This window comes from Paractinoplanes ovalisporus (assembly GCF_016834655.1).
Lineage (GTDB): Bacteria > Actinomycetota > Actinomycetes > Mycobacteriales > Micromonosporaceae > Actinoplanes > Actinoplanes ovalisporus.
Map to the genome: position 1 here is coordinate 385,720 of NZ_JAENHP010000001.1, position 15,014 is coordinate 400,733.

General features: G+C 70.2%; 11 protein-coding genes. 9 read left to right on the plus strand and 2 right to left on the minus strand.

Going from position 1 to position 15,014, the window contains the following annotated elements; genetic code table 11:
* Window positions 1–10 precede the first annotated feature (10 nt).
* Window positions 11–2,170: a tetratricopeptide repeat protein gene (locus JIG36_RS01765; protein ID WP_203374186.1), complete on the minus strand. Its 2,160-nt coding sequence runs from the start codon at window positions 2,168–2,170 to the stop codon at window positions 11–13.
* A gap of 411 nt (window positions 2,171–2,581) precedes the next feature.
* On the opposite strand from JIG36_RS01765, the gene JIG36_RS01770 reads away from it, so the two are divergent.
* The 9 genes from JIG36_RS01770 to JIG36_RS01810 all read left to right on the plus strand — a co-directional run bounded on the left by JIG36_RS01770 (window position 2,582) and on the right by JIG36_RS01810 (window position 13,895).
* Complete coding sequence (locus tag JIG36_RS01770; protein ID WP_203374187.1) at window positions 2,582–2,896, plus strand: hypothetical protein; 315 nt, start codon at window positions 2,582–2,584, stop codon at window positions 2,894–2,896.
* 191 nt (window positions 2,897–3,087) lie between these two features.
* Window positions 3,088–4,281 (plus strand): LLM class flavin-dependent oxidoreductase, encoded by a 1,194-nt coding sequence (locus JIG36_RS01775; protein WP_203374188.1) that lies wholly within the window; start codon window positions 3,088–3,090, stop codon window positions 4,279–4,281.
* A complete protein-coding gene (locus tag JIG36_RS51475) occupies window positions 4,278–5,417 on the plus strand; it encodes an acyl-CoA dehydrogenase family protein (protein WP_203374189.1) in 1,140 nt (379 codons plus the stop codon). Before JIG36_RS01775 ends, JIG36_RS51475 begins: the two co-directional genes overlap by 4 nt.
* A gap of 7 nt (window positions 5,418–5,424) precedes the next feature.
* Window positions 5,425–7,047: an ABC transporter substrate-binding protein gene (locus JIG36_RS01785; RefSeq protein WP_203374190.1), complete on the plus strand. Its 1,623-nt coding sequence runs from the start codon at window positions 5,425–5,427 to the stop codon at window positions 7,045–7,047.
* Between the two features lie 5 nt (window positions 7,048–7,052).
* A complete protein-coding gene (locus JIG36_RS01790) occupies window positions 7,053–8,009 on the plus strand; it encodes an ABC transporter permease (protein WP_203374191.1) in 957 nt (318 codons plus the stop codon).
* Window positions 8,006–8,878, plus strand: a complete 873-nt coding sequence (locus tag JIG36_RS53850) for an ABC transporter permease (RefSeq protein ID WP_307872523.1) — start codon at window positions 8,006–8,008, stop codon at window positions 8,876–8,878. Before JIG36_RS01790 ends, JIG36_RS53850 begins: the two co-directional genes overlap by 4 nt.
* Complete coding sequence (nikE, locus tag JIG36_RS01800) at window positions 8,875–10,560, plus strand: nickel ABC transporter ATP-binding protein NikE (protein ID WP_203374192.1); 1,686 nt, start codon at window positions 8,875–8,877, stop codon at window positions 10,558–10,560. The genes JIG36_RS53850 and nikE overlap by 4 nt, the downstream gene beginning before the upstream one ends.
* Window positions 10,550–12,265, plus strand: coding sequence for an ABC transporter ATP-binding protein (locus JIG36_RS01805; protein ID WP_203374193.1), 1,716 nt, complete (start codon window positions 10,550–10,552; stop codon window positions 12,263–12,265). Before nikE ends, JIG36_RS01805 begins: the two co-directional genes overlap by 11 nt.
* Window positions 12,255–13,895 carry an ABC transporter ATP-binding protein gene (locus tag JIG36_RS01810; protein WP_203374194.1) on the plus strand — a complete coding sequence of 547 codons (1,641 nt, stop codon included), beginning with the start codon at window positions 12,255–12,257 and terminating at the stop codon, window positions 13,893–13,895. The genes JIG36_RS01805 and JIG36_RS01810 overlap by 11 nt, the downstream gene beginning before the upstream one ends.
* Here JIG36_RS01810 and JIG36_RS01815 read toward each other — a convergent pair.
* Window positions 13,843–15,009, minus strand: a complete 1,167-nt coding sequence (locus JIG36_RS01815) for an MFS transporter (protein ID WP_203374195.1) — start codon at window positions 15,007–15,009, stop codon at window positions 13,843–13,845. The genes JIG36_RS01810 and JIG36_RS01815 overlap by 53 nt on opposite strands.
* Between the last annotated feature and the right edge of the window lie 5 nt (window positions 15,010–15,014).

Sequence of the window (15,014 nt, forward strand, 5' to 3'; positions counted from 1 at the left end):
CGTGCGCGGGCTACCGGGCCAGCGTCTCCAGTTTCGCCCGGGCCGGCACAGCGTTGGGGTGGCCGATGTCCTCGAGGATGACCAGGGCCGCCTCCCAGGCCTCCTGGGCGGCAGTCGCATTCTTCATCTCGTCATAGGTATCGCCCAGGCGGACCAGCGTGTCGGCTTCCTCGAAACGGTCGAGCTCGCGATACTGCTCGATCGCACGGAGATAGCAGGCAACGGCCTCCGGATGGTGACCGGCGTCGTGATGGATGAAACCGATGCTGTCCCAGGTCTGGGCCTGACCGTAACGGTTGTTCATCTCCTGATGCAGGCCGAGGGCCTTCCGGCAATAGCTCAGAGCCTCCTCGTGGCGGCCAAGATGGGCGAGACACCAGCCGATGCTGTTGAGGGCGTTGCCCTGGCCGGCCACATGCGCGGTCTCCTGGTAGAGGTCAAGAGCCTGCCGCGCATGGTGCAGCCCGTCGGCGTAGCGCCCGACCCGCTCGCGGATGCCGGTGAAGGCCAGGTGGATGTAAGCCTGCCCGGTGAGGTCCCCGAGTTGCTGGTAAAGGACGAGCGCACGCTGCAGCTGCGTCAGGCCTTCGTCGAACTGGCCCTGACGGATGTATGAGTATCCGAGAAGGCGGTAGGAACGAGATTGTACGGCGGGGTCCCCCAGCCGGTCGGCGGCGGCGACGGCCGCCTGTGCCACTGTGGTCCAGTCGCGCCAATGACCTCGTCGTTCGAGGAAGTCAGTGAGCACCCACGCCAGCTGCCACGTATGGACGTCGAAGCCGGTCGTGGCGGCCTGGTTGACAGCCGCCAGAAGGACCGGAAGTTCGCTGGTGAACCAGGCCATCGCGGCCACCTGACCGGCGGGGTTCTCGGGGCTGACGCCCGGCTCGAACGGCGCGAGTTCGAGGCGTTCCCGGGTGGGCTGAACGAGCAACGCCGCCGTGTGTGCACTGTGCAGCAGATGGTCGAGCATGCGCCGCGTGGCCCGGCGACGCTGCTCGTCGGATTCCTCGGCGGCGGCCGTCTTCGCGGCGTACACCCGGAGCAGGTCATGAAATGCGTATCGGCCCGGCGCATTCTCGACGAGCAGGTTGGCGAGGGTGAGTTCCGCCAGCAGTGGACCCACCGACGAGACGGAAACCCCGGCCAGGCTCGTTGCCGCGGAGGCGGAGATGTCAGGGCCGACATGAAGCCCGAGATGCCGGAACAGGCGGGCGCCGGATGCCGTGAGCGTGTGGTAGGACCACGAGAACACCGCCTCGATATCCGTGCTCGGCGCATCACCGGCCAGGGTTTCGAGCCGGTGCCGGCGATCGGCCAGAGCCTCGGCGAGCATGCCGAGAGTCAGCGTCGGCCGCGTCGCGGCGTGTGCGGTGGCCAGCGCCAGCGCGAGGGGAAGCCGGGCACACGCGGTGATGATGGCCTTCACCGCTTCCGGCTCGGCGATGGTCCGATCCGCGCCCAGGCGATGCGTCACGAACCTGTGGGCCTCGTCGTACGACAGCAGGTCCAGTGTGACGGAGTGGGCCCCGTTCGCGGCGACCAACCCCGTGAGCAGATTGCGGCTGGTGACCATGACGAAACACCCGGGCGTTCCCGGCAGCAGTTGACGGACCTGGTCGCTGTCGCGGGCGTTGTCCAGAAGGATGAGCACCCGTTTGCCGGCCAGCAAGCTGCGATACAGGGCGGCCTGGGCGTCGAGCGACGCGGGAATGCGATGCGGTTCCACATGGAAGGCGTCCAGGAGATTTCCCACGGCTTCGTGCGGGTTCATCGCATTGCCGTCGGGATCGAAGCCCCGCAGATTCAGATACAGCTGGCCATCGGAGAACCGGTCGACGACCCGATGCGCCCAGTGCACGGCGAGAGCCGTCTTTCCGACCCCCGCGGTGCCGTCGATCGCCGAGATCACCACGGTCGAAGGCCGAGCGTGGGCCGCGCCGCCGGCCGGGCCGGCGCTCAACAGCTCGTCCAGTTCACCGATCTGATGTGACCGGCCGGTGAAGGTGACCACGTCGGCGGGCAACTGCGCCGGCACCACCGGGGCCGGCCCACGCCGTGTCGGCCGCCGCGGCTTGGCGGCCCGCTCGGTCAGGGTGCCGCGATCGGCGAGAAGGATCTCCAACTTGCGATACGAAGCATGCCATCGGTCCAGATCCAACTGCTCCACCGGCACCGGGATCCCGTGTGCCTGCGCGTTCCGCCGGCACGCTCCGAGGAACGACGCCACCGTCTCCCAGCGAGGGGTGCTCGGCCCGTTGAGCAGGTCTCCGATCGTCGAGCTCCGCAGCCTCTGCCCGGCCAGATCGGCTTGTCTCTCCAGGGTGCGGTAGGTGGGCCGTCGCACCAGCTCGTAGACGTGCTGCAGTCCGGCCCGAAACTCCTCCACCGGATCCCGATCCCCGTGAGCCACGACACGAGTTTACTCAAAATCGTCGAGGATCTATGTCAAATGTCCGCTTTCCGGTTCCGTCCGGTACCGGACCCATGACGGCCGCCGGTCATCAACGATGAGGTCGCGCCCGCAGCACGCAACGGCGCCTGAGTCAACGGAAACTGACCGGACAGAAAGGCCAGAGGCATGATCAGAAAGACAACGCGACTTGTCACGGCGGCGGTAGCGGCCGGAATCCTCTCGTCGATGATGCTGGTGTCACCGGCAGCGGCGTTCCCCAGCGGCTGCGATGTGGAGCTCGCCGGTCATACCGATGGCTACTCCGCCTATTGCTCCGGCGGCACCGGCCAGTTCCGGGTGCGGATCGACTGCGACAAGCCGAACTGGCCCGACTACACCCGCTGGAGCCCGTGGACCACCCCGGGCACCACAACCAGCGCCGTCTGGTGCGACAAAACCACCCACCGGGCGTACAACCCCACCCTGCAGCTCCTGGGGTAGAGCCCGCTCAGACCGTCCAGGGGTGCAGACACGGGGCTGCACCCCTGGCGGCGTTGAGCGCGACCCCAGGGAGGCTCGGCTCTGATAAGCGGTCGTGATCGGCGTGATTGCGGATTGTTGTTGGACATGCTTTCCTAAACCCTACTAGTTTAATGGGTGTTATAGGCAATCGGCGCGTGATGGGACCGAGCATGAGCTTTGACGACAGCATTCCGACCACCGCCTCGCCCGAGGTCGAGTTCATCAGCCTCTCGCACCTGAACCCGTCGACCGAGCTCGCGCCGATCCCGGCCCGGGGCATCGACCTGGCCTACTTCCGGCGCTACGTGAGGGCTCTGGAGGACGGGGGCTACGACTACACCCTCCTTCCGTACGGCTCCGGCACCGCAGACTCGTTCGTTGTGGCGAGCGCGGTCGGGCAGCTCACCGAACGGATCCGGCCGATCGTCGCGCTGCGGCCCAACACCACGCCGCCGACCGTCGGGGCGCAGAAGCTCGCCACCCTCGACCAGCTCACCGAGGGCCGCGCGGTCGTGCACCTCATCTCCGGCGGCAGCGACGCCGAGCAGGCCCGCCAGGGCGACTACCTGCCGAAGAACCGGCGGTACGCCCGCACCTCGGAATACATCGACGTCATGCGCCGCTCCTGGACCGAGCCGGCGCCGTTCGACCACGAGGGCGAGTTCTACAAGTTCGACGGTTTCGGACCGGGTTTCGCCCCGTACGAGAGCCCGATCCCGATCTCGATCGGCGGGCAGTCGGACGAGGCGTTCGCGGTCGGGGGCGCGAAGGCCGACATCTTCAGCTTCTGGGGTGAGCCTCTGGCCGACCTGCGCAGCGAGATCGACCGGGTGCACGACATCGCGCGGGCGGCGGGCCGCACCACGCTCCCCCGCATCTGGGTCACCTTCCGGCCCATCATCGCCCGGACCGACGCCCTGGCCTGGGAGAAGGCCCACGAGTACGTGGCCAAGGTCGCGGCCACCTTCACCAAGTTCGGCATCAACCGGCAAGGGGAGCCGCAGAACGCGGGTTCGCAGCGCGCGCTGGCCTTCGCCGAGCGGTCCGAGCTCTACGACCGGGCCCTGTGGACGAAGACGGCGGCGGTCACGAACGCGGCCGGGGCCTCGACGGCGCTCGTCGGGTCGCCCGAGACGGTGGCGGCCGCGATCCTCGACTACGTCGACCAGGGCGCGTCGCTGGTGTCGATCCGCGGCTACGACACCCTCGCGGACGCGGTCGACTACGGCAAATACATCCTTCCCCTCGTACGGCAGGAAATCGCCCACCGCAGGGCAACCGGCCGCCGCAGCGGGTTCCAGGCGCAGCACCCGGGCAACTACGCGCCCGAGTACGCCCAGCTCGCCACGGCCGGCCAGTCGTGACGCACACGTTCGCCGCCCCGGACCTCTCCCCCGGCGCCCTCGCCCTCGTCACCGCCGAGATCGCCTCGACCGCCGCCGACTACGACCGTACGGGCGAGTTCCCGGTCAAGGGCGTCGAGGCGGCCCACCGGGCGGGGCTGCTCACCGCGACCGTCGGAAAGCGTTACGGCGGGCCCGGTCTGGGCGCCCGCGACGCCGCGCGCATCCTGACCGCCATCGGCGAGGGGGACGCGTCGGTCGGCCTGCTGGCGGCCAACCTGCTGAACACCCACTCCGCGCAGGCCGTACACTCGTCGTGGCCGGCCGCCGCCTACGACGATCTGCTGCGACGCTCCCAGGAGGGGCCCGCGCTCGCCAACGCGATCCGGGCCGAACCGGAACTGGGCGCCCCGGCTCGCGGCGGGCTACCGAAGACCACCCTCACGCCGTACGGGAAAGGCTTTGTTCTCAACGGACGCAAGGCCTATGCCACCGGTGGCCGCGGTCTGGCCTATCACGTCGTGTGGGCCGTCGAGGGTGAGCGCGTCGGCCATGTGATCGTGCCGGGCGACGCCGAGGGCATCACCTGGATCGACACGTGGGACCACCTCGGGCTGCGCGCCTCCAACACCCACGACGTCGTCTACGAGAACGTCCACGTGCCGGCCGATGCGTTCGCCGAGATCCCGCGCGGGCCCGACGGTGTCTACCGCGACCCGGCCGCGGCCGCGAGCGCTGGTAGCTTCGGGCATCCCGCGCTCTACATCGGAGTCGCCCGGGCCGCCCGGACGGCGTTCGCCGAGTTCGCCCGCAACCGGGTGCCGGCCTCGCTCGGCCGGCCGATCGCCGAGACCGAACGCATCCAGGCCGTGGCCGGCGAGATCGACCTGCAGATCGAACAGGCCGAAACCCTGCTGCACGGCGCCCTGCTGCGCGTCGAGGCGGGCGAGAAGCCCAACCTCTCGGCCGTGAAGGTGGCCATCGCCCGCTCGGTCATCGCCGCCACCCAGACCGCCGTGGCCGCCCTCGGCAACCCGGGGCTGTCGCGGCACCTCCCGCTCGAACGGCATCTGCGCGACGCCCTCTGCATCCGCGTGCACCCGCCTCAGGAGGACGCCGTCGTCCTCGCGAGCGGCCGACGCGTTCTCTTCCCTTAAGGACATCATGAAAATCACTGCACCCCTCGCCGTGGCCGCCGCTGCCGTGATGGCGCTCACCGCCTGCGGCAGCGGCGACGACGCCTCCGCCGGCGGCAGCGGCAACCTCAAGGTGTCGTTCTGGCCCGACAACCCGTCGTTCTCGTGCATCGACCCGTTCCAGGTCTACTGGATCGAGCACCGGTCGATCATCCGCAACTTCGCCGACTCGCTCACCGACCAGGACCCGGAGACCGGCAAGATCGTGCCCTGGCTCGCGCAGAGCTGGGAGATCAGCGAGGACGGTAAGACGTACACGTTCAAGCTGCGCGACGGCGTCACCTTCAGCAACGGCAAGAAGCTGGACGCGCAAGCGGTGGCCGACAACGCGGCCGGCTGGATCGCCACCGTCAAGGCCACCAACGGCGCGGCCTTCGGCGCCTCGTACGTGCAGGGCCTGACCGGCGCCAAGGCGGTCGACCCGCTGACCGTGCAGTTCCAGCTGAGCAAGCCCAACTCGTCGTTCCTGCAGGCCACCTCGACCACCAACCTGGCCATCACCGACCCGGCCGAGTTCCAGCTGTCGCCGGCCGACCGCTGCGCCGGCAAGGGGGTCGTCGGTTCGGGCCTGTTCGTGCTCGACCACTACACGCCGAAGGTCGAGACCGTCCTCACCAAGCGGGCCGGCTATGCCTGGGGCTCGGAACTGGTGCAGAACAAGGGCGAGGCCAAGCTCGACCAGGTCACCTTCAACTACGTGGCCGAGGACAGCGTCCGCACCGGCAACCTGATCAGCGGCGCCACCGACATCGCCTGGCCGCGCAACCCGTTCACCCCGCAGGACACCGCGCTCATCGCGAAGAGCGGCGACAAGGTGGAGAAGCGGGCGCTGCCGGGCGTCGCCTACACGCTGTTCGCCAACACCGCGCCCGGCAAGCCCCTGGCCGACCCGGCCGTGCGGCAGGCCCTGATCAAGGCGATCGACCTCAAGACGTACGCGTCCACGATCTTCGGCCCGGATTACCCCGTGGTGCAGGGCGCCTTCAACTCGACCACGCCCTACTTCAAGCCGGAGTCGGCGAAGCTCGCCTACGACCTACCGGGCGCCCAGAAGCTGCTCGACGAGGCGGGCTGGACCGTGGGAGGCAACGGTTTCCGGGCCAAGGCCGGCACCGAGCTGAAGCTGGAATACCCGATCACCCAGTACAGCGCGGGCGCCGAACTGTTGCAGGCCCAGCTCAAGCAGGCCGGCATCAACCTCGAACTGCGCACCCTGACCACCGCGCAGCAGGCCACCTACACCACCGAGGGCGCGTACGACCTGGCCAACACCTACTTCACGCGGGCCGACCCGGGGGCGTTGCAGTTCATCCTCAACCCCGACGTCGCCAACTCCAAGGCCCTCGCGCAGCGGTCGGCCTCGGCGGCGGGCGTGAAGCAGATCCAGACCCTGTTCGCGAAGGCACTCGAGACGACGGATGAGAAGCAGACCGGGCAGGCATACGCGGACCTGCAGGACTACCTCATTGACGAGGGCGTCACGATCCCGCTGTTCGAGCGGGTGCAGAACGCCGGCGTCAGCGACAAGGTGCAGGGCTTCGCGTTCACCTCGGAGAGCTTCCTGCGGCTCAACGACGTGACGAAGGGCTGACGGGAATGGCCAGGTATGTGCTGGGCCGGATCGGGCAGGCGGTGCTGGTCCTGTGGGCCGCGTACACGCTGACCTTCGCGATCCTCTATCTGCTGCCCAGCGACCCGATGGAGCTGCAGCTGGCCGCCGCCGGGGTGCAGCCGGACAGCCTGAGCGCCGAGCAGGTGGCCGCCATCAAGCACCAGTTCGGGCTCGACCAGCCCATCTGGTTGCAGTATTGGCACCATCTGGCGGGGCTGCTCCGGGGCGACTTCGGCACTTCGCTGACCCAGCAGGTGCCGGTGAGTCAGCTGCTGGCCGACCGGATCGGCCCGACCCTGCTGCTCAGCGTCAGCGCCGCCACGGTGGCGCTGGTCCTCGGCTCGGCCCTCGCCTACCTGGCCACCTTCACCCGCCTGACCTTCCTGACCCGCCTGCCCGCCCTGGGCGCGTCGTTCCCCCAGTTCTTCGTGGCCCTGTTCCTCATCCAGTTCTTCTCGTTCCAGCTCGGCTGGTTCCCGGCCACCGGCGGCCTGGTCATGCCGGTCATCACCATCGCGGTGCTGGCGTCCTCGGTTCTGGCCCAGGTGCTCATCCGCAGCTTCGAGGAAACCCTTTCCCAGCCGTACGTCACCACGGCCCGAGCCAAGGGCCTGTCCCGTTCGGCGGTGCACCTCAGACACGCGTTCCGCAACGCCGCCCTGCCCGCCATGACCATCCTCGGCGTGATCGTCGGTCTGACGGTGACCAGCTCGATCGTGGTTGAGACCGTGTTCACCCGCGAGGGCATCGGCAAGCTGGCCCAGGAGGCGGTGCTGTCGCAGGACGTGCCGGTCGTACTCGCCGTCGTGACCGTCGCCGCCGCCGTGTTCGTCCTCGTCAACCTGGTCGTCGACCTGCTCTACCCGCTGCTGGACCCGCGCATCTCGCATACGCGGCCCGCCGCCGCCTCCGTCGCCTCCGTCGAGGGAGTTGCCCTGTGACCGCCACGATCGCCGAACCCGTCGACGTCGATGTCGCCCCTCCCCTCGTCCGGCCCGGCAGCCGCTGGATCCCCCTGGTGCGCCGGCCCCTGTTCCTCATCGCCGCCTTCTACGTCGTCTTCGTGCTCGCCTCCGCGTTCTGGCCCAAGCTGTTCACCTCGTACGGACCGATCGACACCGACCCCGGTTCGGTGGCGCTCGCGCCCAGCCTCGACCACCTGTTCGGCACCGACATCTACGGTCGCGACCTGTGGACCCGGGTGCTCTACGGCTCCCCGCTGACCATCAAGGCCACCCTGATCGCGCTCGGGATCGCCGTCGTGGCCGGGCTGGCGCTGGGCATCGTCTCCGGGTTCTTCGGCAGCATCACCGACTCGATCCTGATGCGCTTCGTCGACGTGCTTCTGGCAATCCCCGGCCTGCTGCTGGCCCTGTCCATCGTCACCGCGCTGGGCTACGGCACGATCCCGGTCGCCGTGGCCGTCGGGGTCGGCATCGTCCCCGGTTTCGCCCGCACCACCCGGGCCGAGGTGCTGCGGGTCAAGACCTTGCCGTACGTCGAAGCGGCCCGGGCCGGGGGTGCCTCGTGGACGCGGGTGCTGCTGCGGCACATCCTGCCCAACTCGTGGGGACCGGTAGCTGTGCTCGCCGTCCTCGACGCCGGCGTGGCCATCATCGCGATCGCGTCGCTGAGCTTCCTCGGTTTCGGCGCCGCCCCGCCCGCCGCCGAGTGGGGAACGCTCATCGCCGACGGCCGCAACTACCTCGTCACGTCGTGGTGGCTGTCGCTGCTGCCCGGCCTGTTCGTGGCCCTGCTCGTGCTGAGCCTCAACCACATCTCCAAAACGCTGCAGGAGCTGACCCGATGAGCCTCGTCGACATCCGGAACCTGGACGTCAGCTACGGCCGGCAGCCCGCGGTGGTGGGGCTGGACCTCACCGTCGGCCAGGGTGAGGTGGTGGCCGTCGTCGGCGAGTCCGGCTCGGGCAAGACGACCACGGCCAACGCGCTGATCGGTCTGCTGCCCACCAACGGCCGGATCACCGCGGGTTCGGCCGTCGTCGACGGCGTGGAGACAGCCGGGGCCCGGGAGCGTACGTTGCGGGCTCTCCGCGGCCGGGTGGTGGGCCTGATTCCCCAGGACCCGATGGTCGGTCTCAACCCCACCAAACGGATCGGGGCCCAGGTCGCCGAGGCCGTACGCCTGCGCGGGGCCCCCAGCTCCGAGACGCTGACGTTCCTCGAGCAGGCCGGGGTGCCCGACCCCGAGATGCGCTCCCGGCAATATCCGCACGAGCTTTCGGGCGGCTTGCGGCAGCGGGTGCTGATCGCGATCGCGCTGGCCGGAAAGCCCAAGCTGATCATCGCCGACGAGCCGACGAGCGCCCTCGACGTGACGGTGCAGAAGCGGATCCTCGACCATCTCGAAGGTCTGGTGCGCGAGCAGGGCATCTCGTTGCTCATCATCACGCACGACCTGGCGGTGGCGACCGACCGGGCCGACCGGGTGGTGGTCATGCGGCACGGTCGCAAAGTTGAGGAGGGCACGCCCGAGTCTTTGCTGGTCACGCCCGGTTCGCCCTATACCCGGCGCTTGATCGCAGCCGCCGCGCCGCCGACGGATTTTCTTTCCTTTTTACCCACCATCCACCCCCAACCACCCCGGGACGGCGCCGACACTACGCCGCCCGCGAGCGACAAAACGGAATATCCACAGGCCGTCGGCAGCGCCGCCCCCGGAGAGATATCCGACTCGGAAAAGCCGATTCTTGTGCTAGCGGGCGTCAGCAAGACGTTCGCGATCAGGGACCCCCGGCGCGGCCACCGCGGCTTCAACGCCCTCGACAACGTCGACGTCGAGGTGCCCCGCGGCGGCACCCACGCACTGGTCGGCGAGTCCGGCTGCGGCAAGACCACCACCCTGCGCATCGCCCTCGGCCTCGAAACCGCCACCAACGGCTCGATCGAGCTGGCCGGCACCGAGATCCGCGGTCTGTCCTGGAACCGCATGCGCCCGCTGCGCCGGAAAGCCCAGCTCGTACACCAGGACCCGTTCGCCACCCTCGACCCCAAGTTCACCGTACGGCAGTCCATCACCGAGCCCCTGGTGTCGTTCCGCGTCGGCGACCGCCGCACCCGCGAGACCCGCGCCCGGGAGCTGCTCGACCAGGTGGCCCTGCCGCACGCGTACCTGGACCGGCGGCCGCGCGAACTCTCGGGCGGGCAGCGCCAGCGGGTCGCCATCGCCCGCGCCCTGGCCCTCGAACCCGACCTGATCATGCTGGACGAGCCGGTCAGCGCCCTCGACGTGCTCGTGCAGGAGCAGATCCTCACGCTGTTGGCCGATCTGCAGGCCCGGCTCGGCCTGAGCTACCTGTTCGTCTCGCACGACCTCTCGGTGGTGGCCCGCATCGCCCACACCGTCTCGGTGATGAGCGCGGGTCGCGTGGTCGAGCAGGGGCCGGTCGCCGAGGTCTTCGGCAACCCGCGCAGCGACTACACCCGGGAGCTCATCGAGGCCATCCCGGGCCGGCGGATCCATGCTGCCTGACCACCCGATCGCGGCCCAGTTCGCCGCCGCCCGCGCTCATCCCGGCCCCGCGCTGCTCGCCACCGCGACCGGGCTGCTCAACGGCGCCACGATGGTGGCGGGCGCGGCGGCCGTCGGCTGGGCCACCGATCACCTGGTCGTCCCGGACCAGCGGGAGGCGAGTGCGTGGTGGATCAGCGCGCTGCTGATCCTCGGCATCTCGGCGGTGCGGTGGAGCACGATTTTCGTCCGGGGTGTGGCCACCGGCCAGGTGCAGTACCGGGCTCAGGCCGAGACGCGCCGGGCCGTCGTACGGCAGTTCCTCGCGCTCGACGAGGGCTGGCACCGCCACCGCTCCCCCGGACGCCTGCTCGCCCACGCTGTGTCCGATGTGGACGCGCTGTGGTCGCCGATGCAGTTCGCCTACTTCGCCTTCGGCATGGCGTTCATGCTGGTGCTGGCCCTCGTCGAGCTGTTCCGCCGGGATGCCGCGCTCGGCCTGATCGGGCTGGGCCTGGTCGTGCTCGTGCTCGGCCTCAACACGGTCTACCAACGGTTGCTGGCGCCGCGCGCCCGTGCGGTCCAGGCCGCCCGCGGTGCGGTGGGAACGGTCGCACACGAGTCGGTCGAGGGCGGTCCGGTGGTGCGCAGCCTGGGGCTGGCCGGGGTCGAGGAGGCCCGGTTCGGTGCCGGGGTCGAGCGGCTGCGCGCGGCCGATCTGCGGATGGCCCGGGTCAGCTCGGTGTTCGATCCGCTTCTGGAGTTGCTGCCCACGGCGGCCGTGCTCGTGGTGCTGGTTGTGGGCGCGCCGCGCGTGCAGCATGGCGCGCTCACCCCCGGCGATCTGGTCGGGGTGGTCTACCTGCTCATCACGATCGCGATTCCGCTCAACGTGATCAGCCGGTTTCTGTCGATGCTGCCGATGTCCGGCGCTGGGTTGGAGAGGGTTCAGGAAGTGTTGCGTAGCAGGGAGATCCGGCGGTCCGGTTCGCGGCGTCTGGCCGGGGACGGTCCGCTGCGGGTGGAGTTGAGGGACGCGAACGTCACGCGGGACGGCCGCCGCATCCTCGACGGCGCCACGCTGACGCTCGAACCGGGGACCGTCACGGTGGTGGTGGGCGCGGTGGGATCGGGCAAGACCACGTTGCTCGACCTCGCGGCGGGGCTCGCTCCCTCCGCCGGCGTCGTGACATTCGACGGTACGGACGTACGCGATCTGGCCGGCGACGAGGTGCCGTCGAGCGTAGCCGTGGTGACGCAGGGGCCGTTCCTGTTCACCGAGTCGATCCGGGAGAATCTGTCGCTCGGGAGCCCGTACGGGGAAACCGACCTGTGGAACGCCCTGCGGGTGGCGGCCGTCGACGACGTCGTGCGCGACCTGCCGGACGGGCTGGACACGGTGGTCGGCGAGCGTGGGGCGACCCTCTCGGGCGGGCAGCGGCAGCGGGTCTGCCTGGCGCGAGCGGTGCTGCGCCGGCCGCGGCTGCTGGTGCTCGACGACGCCACCTCCGCCCTCGACGCGCAGATCGAACGTCAAGTGCTGCAGGGGATCGCGGGTGTGGAGGCGACCGTGCTGGTGACGACGAACCGGCCGGCCGCGGTCGAGATCGCCGACCGGGTGGTGCTGCTCGACGCGGGCCGGATCGCGGCCGTGGGAACCCATGAGGAGTTGCTCGGGCGCGCGGAGTACGCGCGGCTCGTCAACGCCTACGCCGTTGCTGAATAGGACAACCACGGCTCTGCTGGCTCTGCTGGCCGGGGCCGGACGGATCATCGCTCCGCTGACGGTTCAGCACGTGGTCGACTCCGGGTTCGCGCCGCGCACGGTCGGGCCGGCGGTCGCGGTCGGTGCGGGCGCGGTGGTGGTAGCCGGTACGGCGTCGATGCTGTTGAACCGCAGACTGCAGGACCAGGTGGAGACCGCACTGGCCCGGCTGCGACGCGACGGGCTGCGGCGGGCGCACGACATGGCGGCGAGCCGGTTCGACCGCACGCCCAGCGCCGACCTGGTGGCGCGGCTGACCAGCGACGTCGACCAGGTGACGACGTTCCTGCAGGGCGGCGGCATCCAGTTCGTCACCAACGCGGCCCAGCTGCTGATCGCCACCGTCATCATGTGCGTCTACAGCTGGCAACTCGGCCTGCCCGTGCTCGTGCTGGCCGCTCTGACCCTGGTCGCCATGCTGGTGCTGCAACGGGTGATCGCGCGGCGTTTCGGCGTGGCCCGGCGTGACCTGTCACGGATGCAGAGCGCGGTCACCGAGTCGGTACTGGGCGCGCCGGTGATCCGGTCGACCGGCACCGGGGAACGGGCCCGGGCCAAGCTCGACACCGCAGTCGACCGCGCCCGCGACAGCCTGCTGCGGACGCTGCCGCCGTTGCACGCCAACGCCTCCCTGGGCGAGGTGGCCATCTCGACGATGACCGTGGCGGTGCTGCTCGGCGGCGCGTACGGGATCGGCGGCCTGTCCGCGGGTCAGGTCGTGGCGATGGTGTTCCTGGTGACGTTCTTTGTCCGGCCGCTGCAGTTCCTGGTGCAGAGCCTGGGCGAGGCGCAGAACGCGCTCACCGGCTGGCGACGGGCCCATGAGCTGGCGACCACGCCCAGCGCGGTGCGCCCGGACGACCTCGAGCTGCCGCCGGGCCCGGTGGAGGTGTGCGCCGACCGGGTGTCGGCCCGCTACGGCGACGGCCCGCTCGTGCTGCACGACGTGAGCGTGCGGATCGAGCCGGGCGAGCACGTGGCTATCGTCGGGCCCACCGGTTCCGGCAAGTCCACGTTCGCCAAGCTGCTCACCCGCCGCCTGGAACCGTCGGCCGGCGTCATCACCCTCAGCGGCATCCCGCTCGACCGCCTCACCACGGCCGGGCGGGTGGTCATCGTGCCGCAGGACCCGTTCCTGTTCGACGGCACCATTTCCCACAACGTACGGCTGGGCGCCCCCGACGGCGATGTCGAGCGCGTCTTCGACGACCTCGGACTGCGGGGCTGGCTGGCCACGCTCCCCGACGGCCTCGACACCCGGGTCGGCCTGCGCGGCGAACGGCTCTCGGCCGGCGAACGGCAACTGGTCGCCCTGGCCCGGACCGCGCTGGCCGACCCCGACCTCGTCGTGCTGGACGAGGCCACCTCGGGCATCGATCCCGCCACCGACATGGTCGTGCAGCGCGCCCTGGCCGTGCTCACCAAGGGCCGCACCACGATCTCGATCGCGCACCGCCTCAACGCCGCGGCCGCCGCCGACCGGGTGCTGGTCTTCGACAACGGCCGCATCGTCCAGTCCGGCGAGCACCCTGACCTCGTCAACGCCCCCGGGCCGTACGCGGGCCTGGTCTCCGCCTGGAGGCAGCAGTGACCCCCGGAGCGGTCCACGCCAGGAGGCCGGTCGACAGAACCAGGAAGCTGAAGGCGTTCAGGGCGACCGGAAGCGTGGTGAGCGCGACAACCGCCGCGGCGAGCAGGGCACCCGCGACGGCGGCGACGGAATCGCTGATGTAGAAGGTGGCAGCGACCCGGCCCAGCGCGGCGTCGGGGGTGTCGACCTGGACGCGGTAGGTGATGGCGATCGAGGCGACGACCCCGGGCACGCCCGCGGCCGTGGCCGCCACGACCGCGACCGGCACAGAGGTGGCGTTCACCATGACGAGGAAGCACAGGCCGACCGTCGTGTAGGCGACGGTCAGGATGGCGCGGGTGCCGAATCGGGTGAGCAGGCGCCGGGAAACCGCGGAACCGGCGAGGTAACCGACCCCGAGCCCGGCGATGAGCCAACCCAGCGCCTCGCCCGAACCGTGCAGGCGGGTGACGGTGAACGGGACCAGAAGCGCGGTCAGGGCGGCGTTCCCGGCCCAGTAAACCCAACTGGTGGCCAGCATGCCCCGCAGCAGCGGCGCGCTCAGGACCCGGCGCAGCTGAGGTCGGTCGGGTGATGTCACCGGTGACGTCCGTACGGTGATGGTCGCGACGATCGCAGCGGCGACCACATAGGACAGCGCGTCGGTGACCACGACGGCCTCGAACCAGCCGCGGGCGGTCAGGAACGTCCCGACCAGCGGGCCGGCCATCCGCAGGGCGCTGTCACTGAACGCCATGAGCGAGTTCGCCCGGGCCAGGTCATCGGTGACACCCGGGGTCAACGCCCGCAGCGCCGGCCGCAGGAAACACACCGCGACGCTCTCGGCGAGCAGGCCGGCGAACACGAAGCCGGCATGCGCGGGCAGCATGAGCAGCACCGCGCCTGCGCTCGCCAGGTTGGCCGTCACGACGATCGTGCGACGCGGCCAGCGGTCGACGGCGGCGCCGGCCCAGGGACCGATCAGCACGGCCGGGGCGGCCTGCACGGCCAGCGCCAGCCCGGTCGACATGGCTGAGCCGGTGAGCGCGAAGACCTGCAACGGCACGGCCATGACGAGCAGCCACGATCCGAACGAGTCGATCGTGGTGGCGAGCCACAGCCGCCGGAAGTCCACCGGCC

Bases quoted from the DNA above. Each gene is read 5' to 3' on its own strand.
- JIG36_RS01770 (WP_203374187.1), top strand. From the start codon at position 2,582: ATGATCAGAAAGACAACGCGACTTGTCACGGCGGCGGTAGCGGCCGGA.
- JIG36_RS01775 (WP_203374188.1), top strand. From the start codon at position 3,088: ATGAGCTTTGACGACAGCATTCCGACCACCGCCTCGCCCGAGGTCGAG.
- JIG36_RS01785 (WP_203374190.1), top strand. From the start codon at position 5,425: ATGAAAATCACTGCACCCCTCGCCGTGGCCGCCGCTGCCGTGATGGCG.
- JIG36_RS01790 (WP_203374191.1), top strand. From the start codon at position 7,053: ATGGCCAGGTATGTGCTGGGCCGGATCGGGCAGGCGGTGCTGGTCCTG.
- nikE (WP_203374192.1), top strand. From the start codon at position 8,875: ATGAGCCTCGTCGACATCCGGAACCTGGACGTCAGCTACGGCCGGCAG.
- JIG36_RS01805 (WP_203374193.1), top strand. From the start codon at position 10,550: ATGCTGCCTGACCACCCGATCGCGGCCCAGTTCGCCGCCGCCCGCGCT.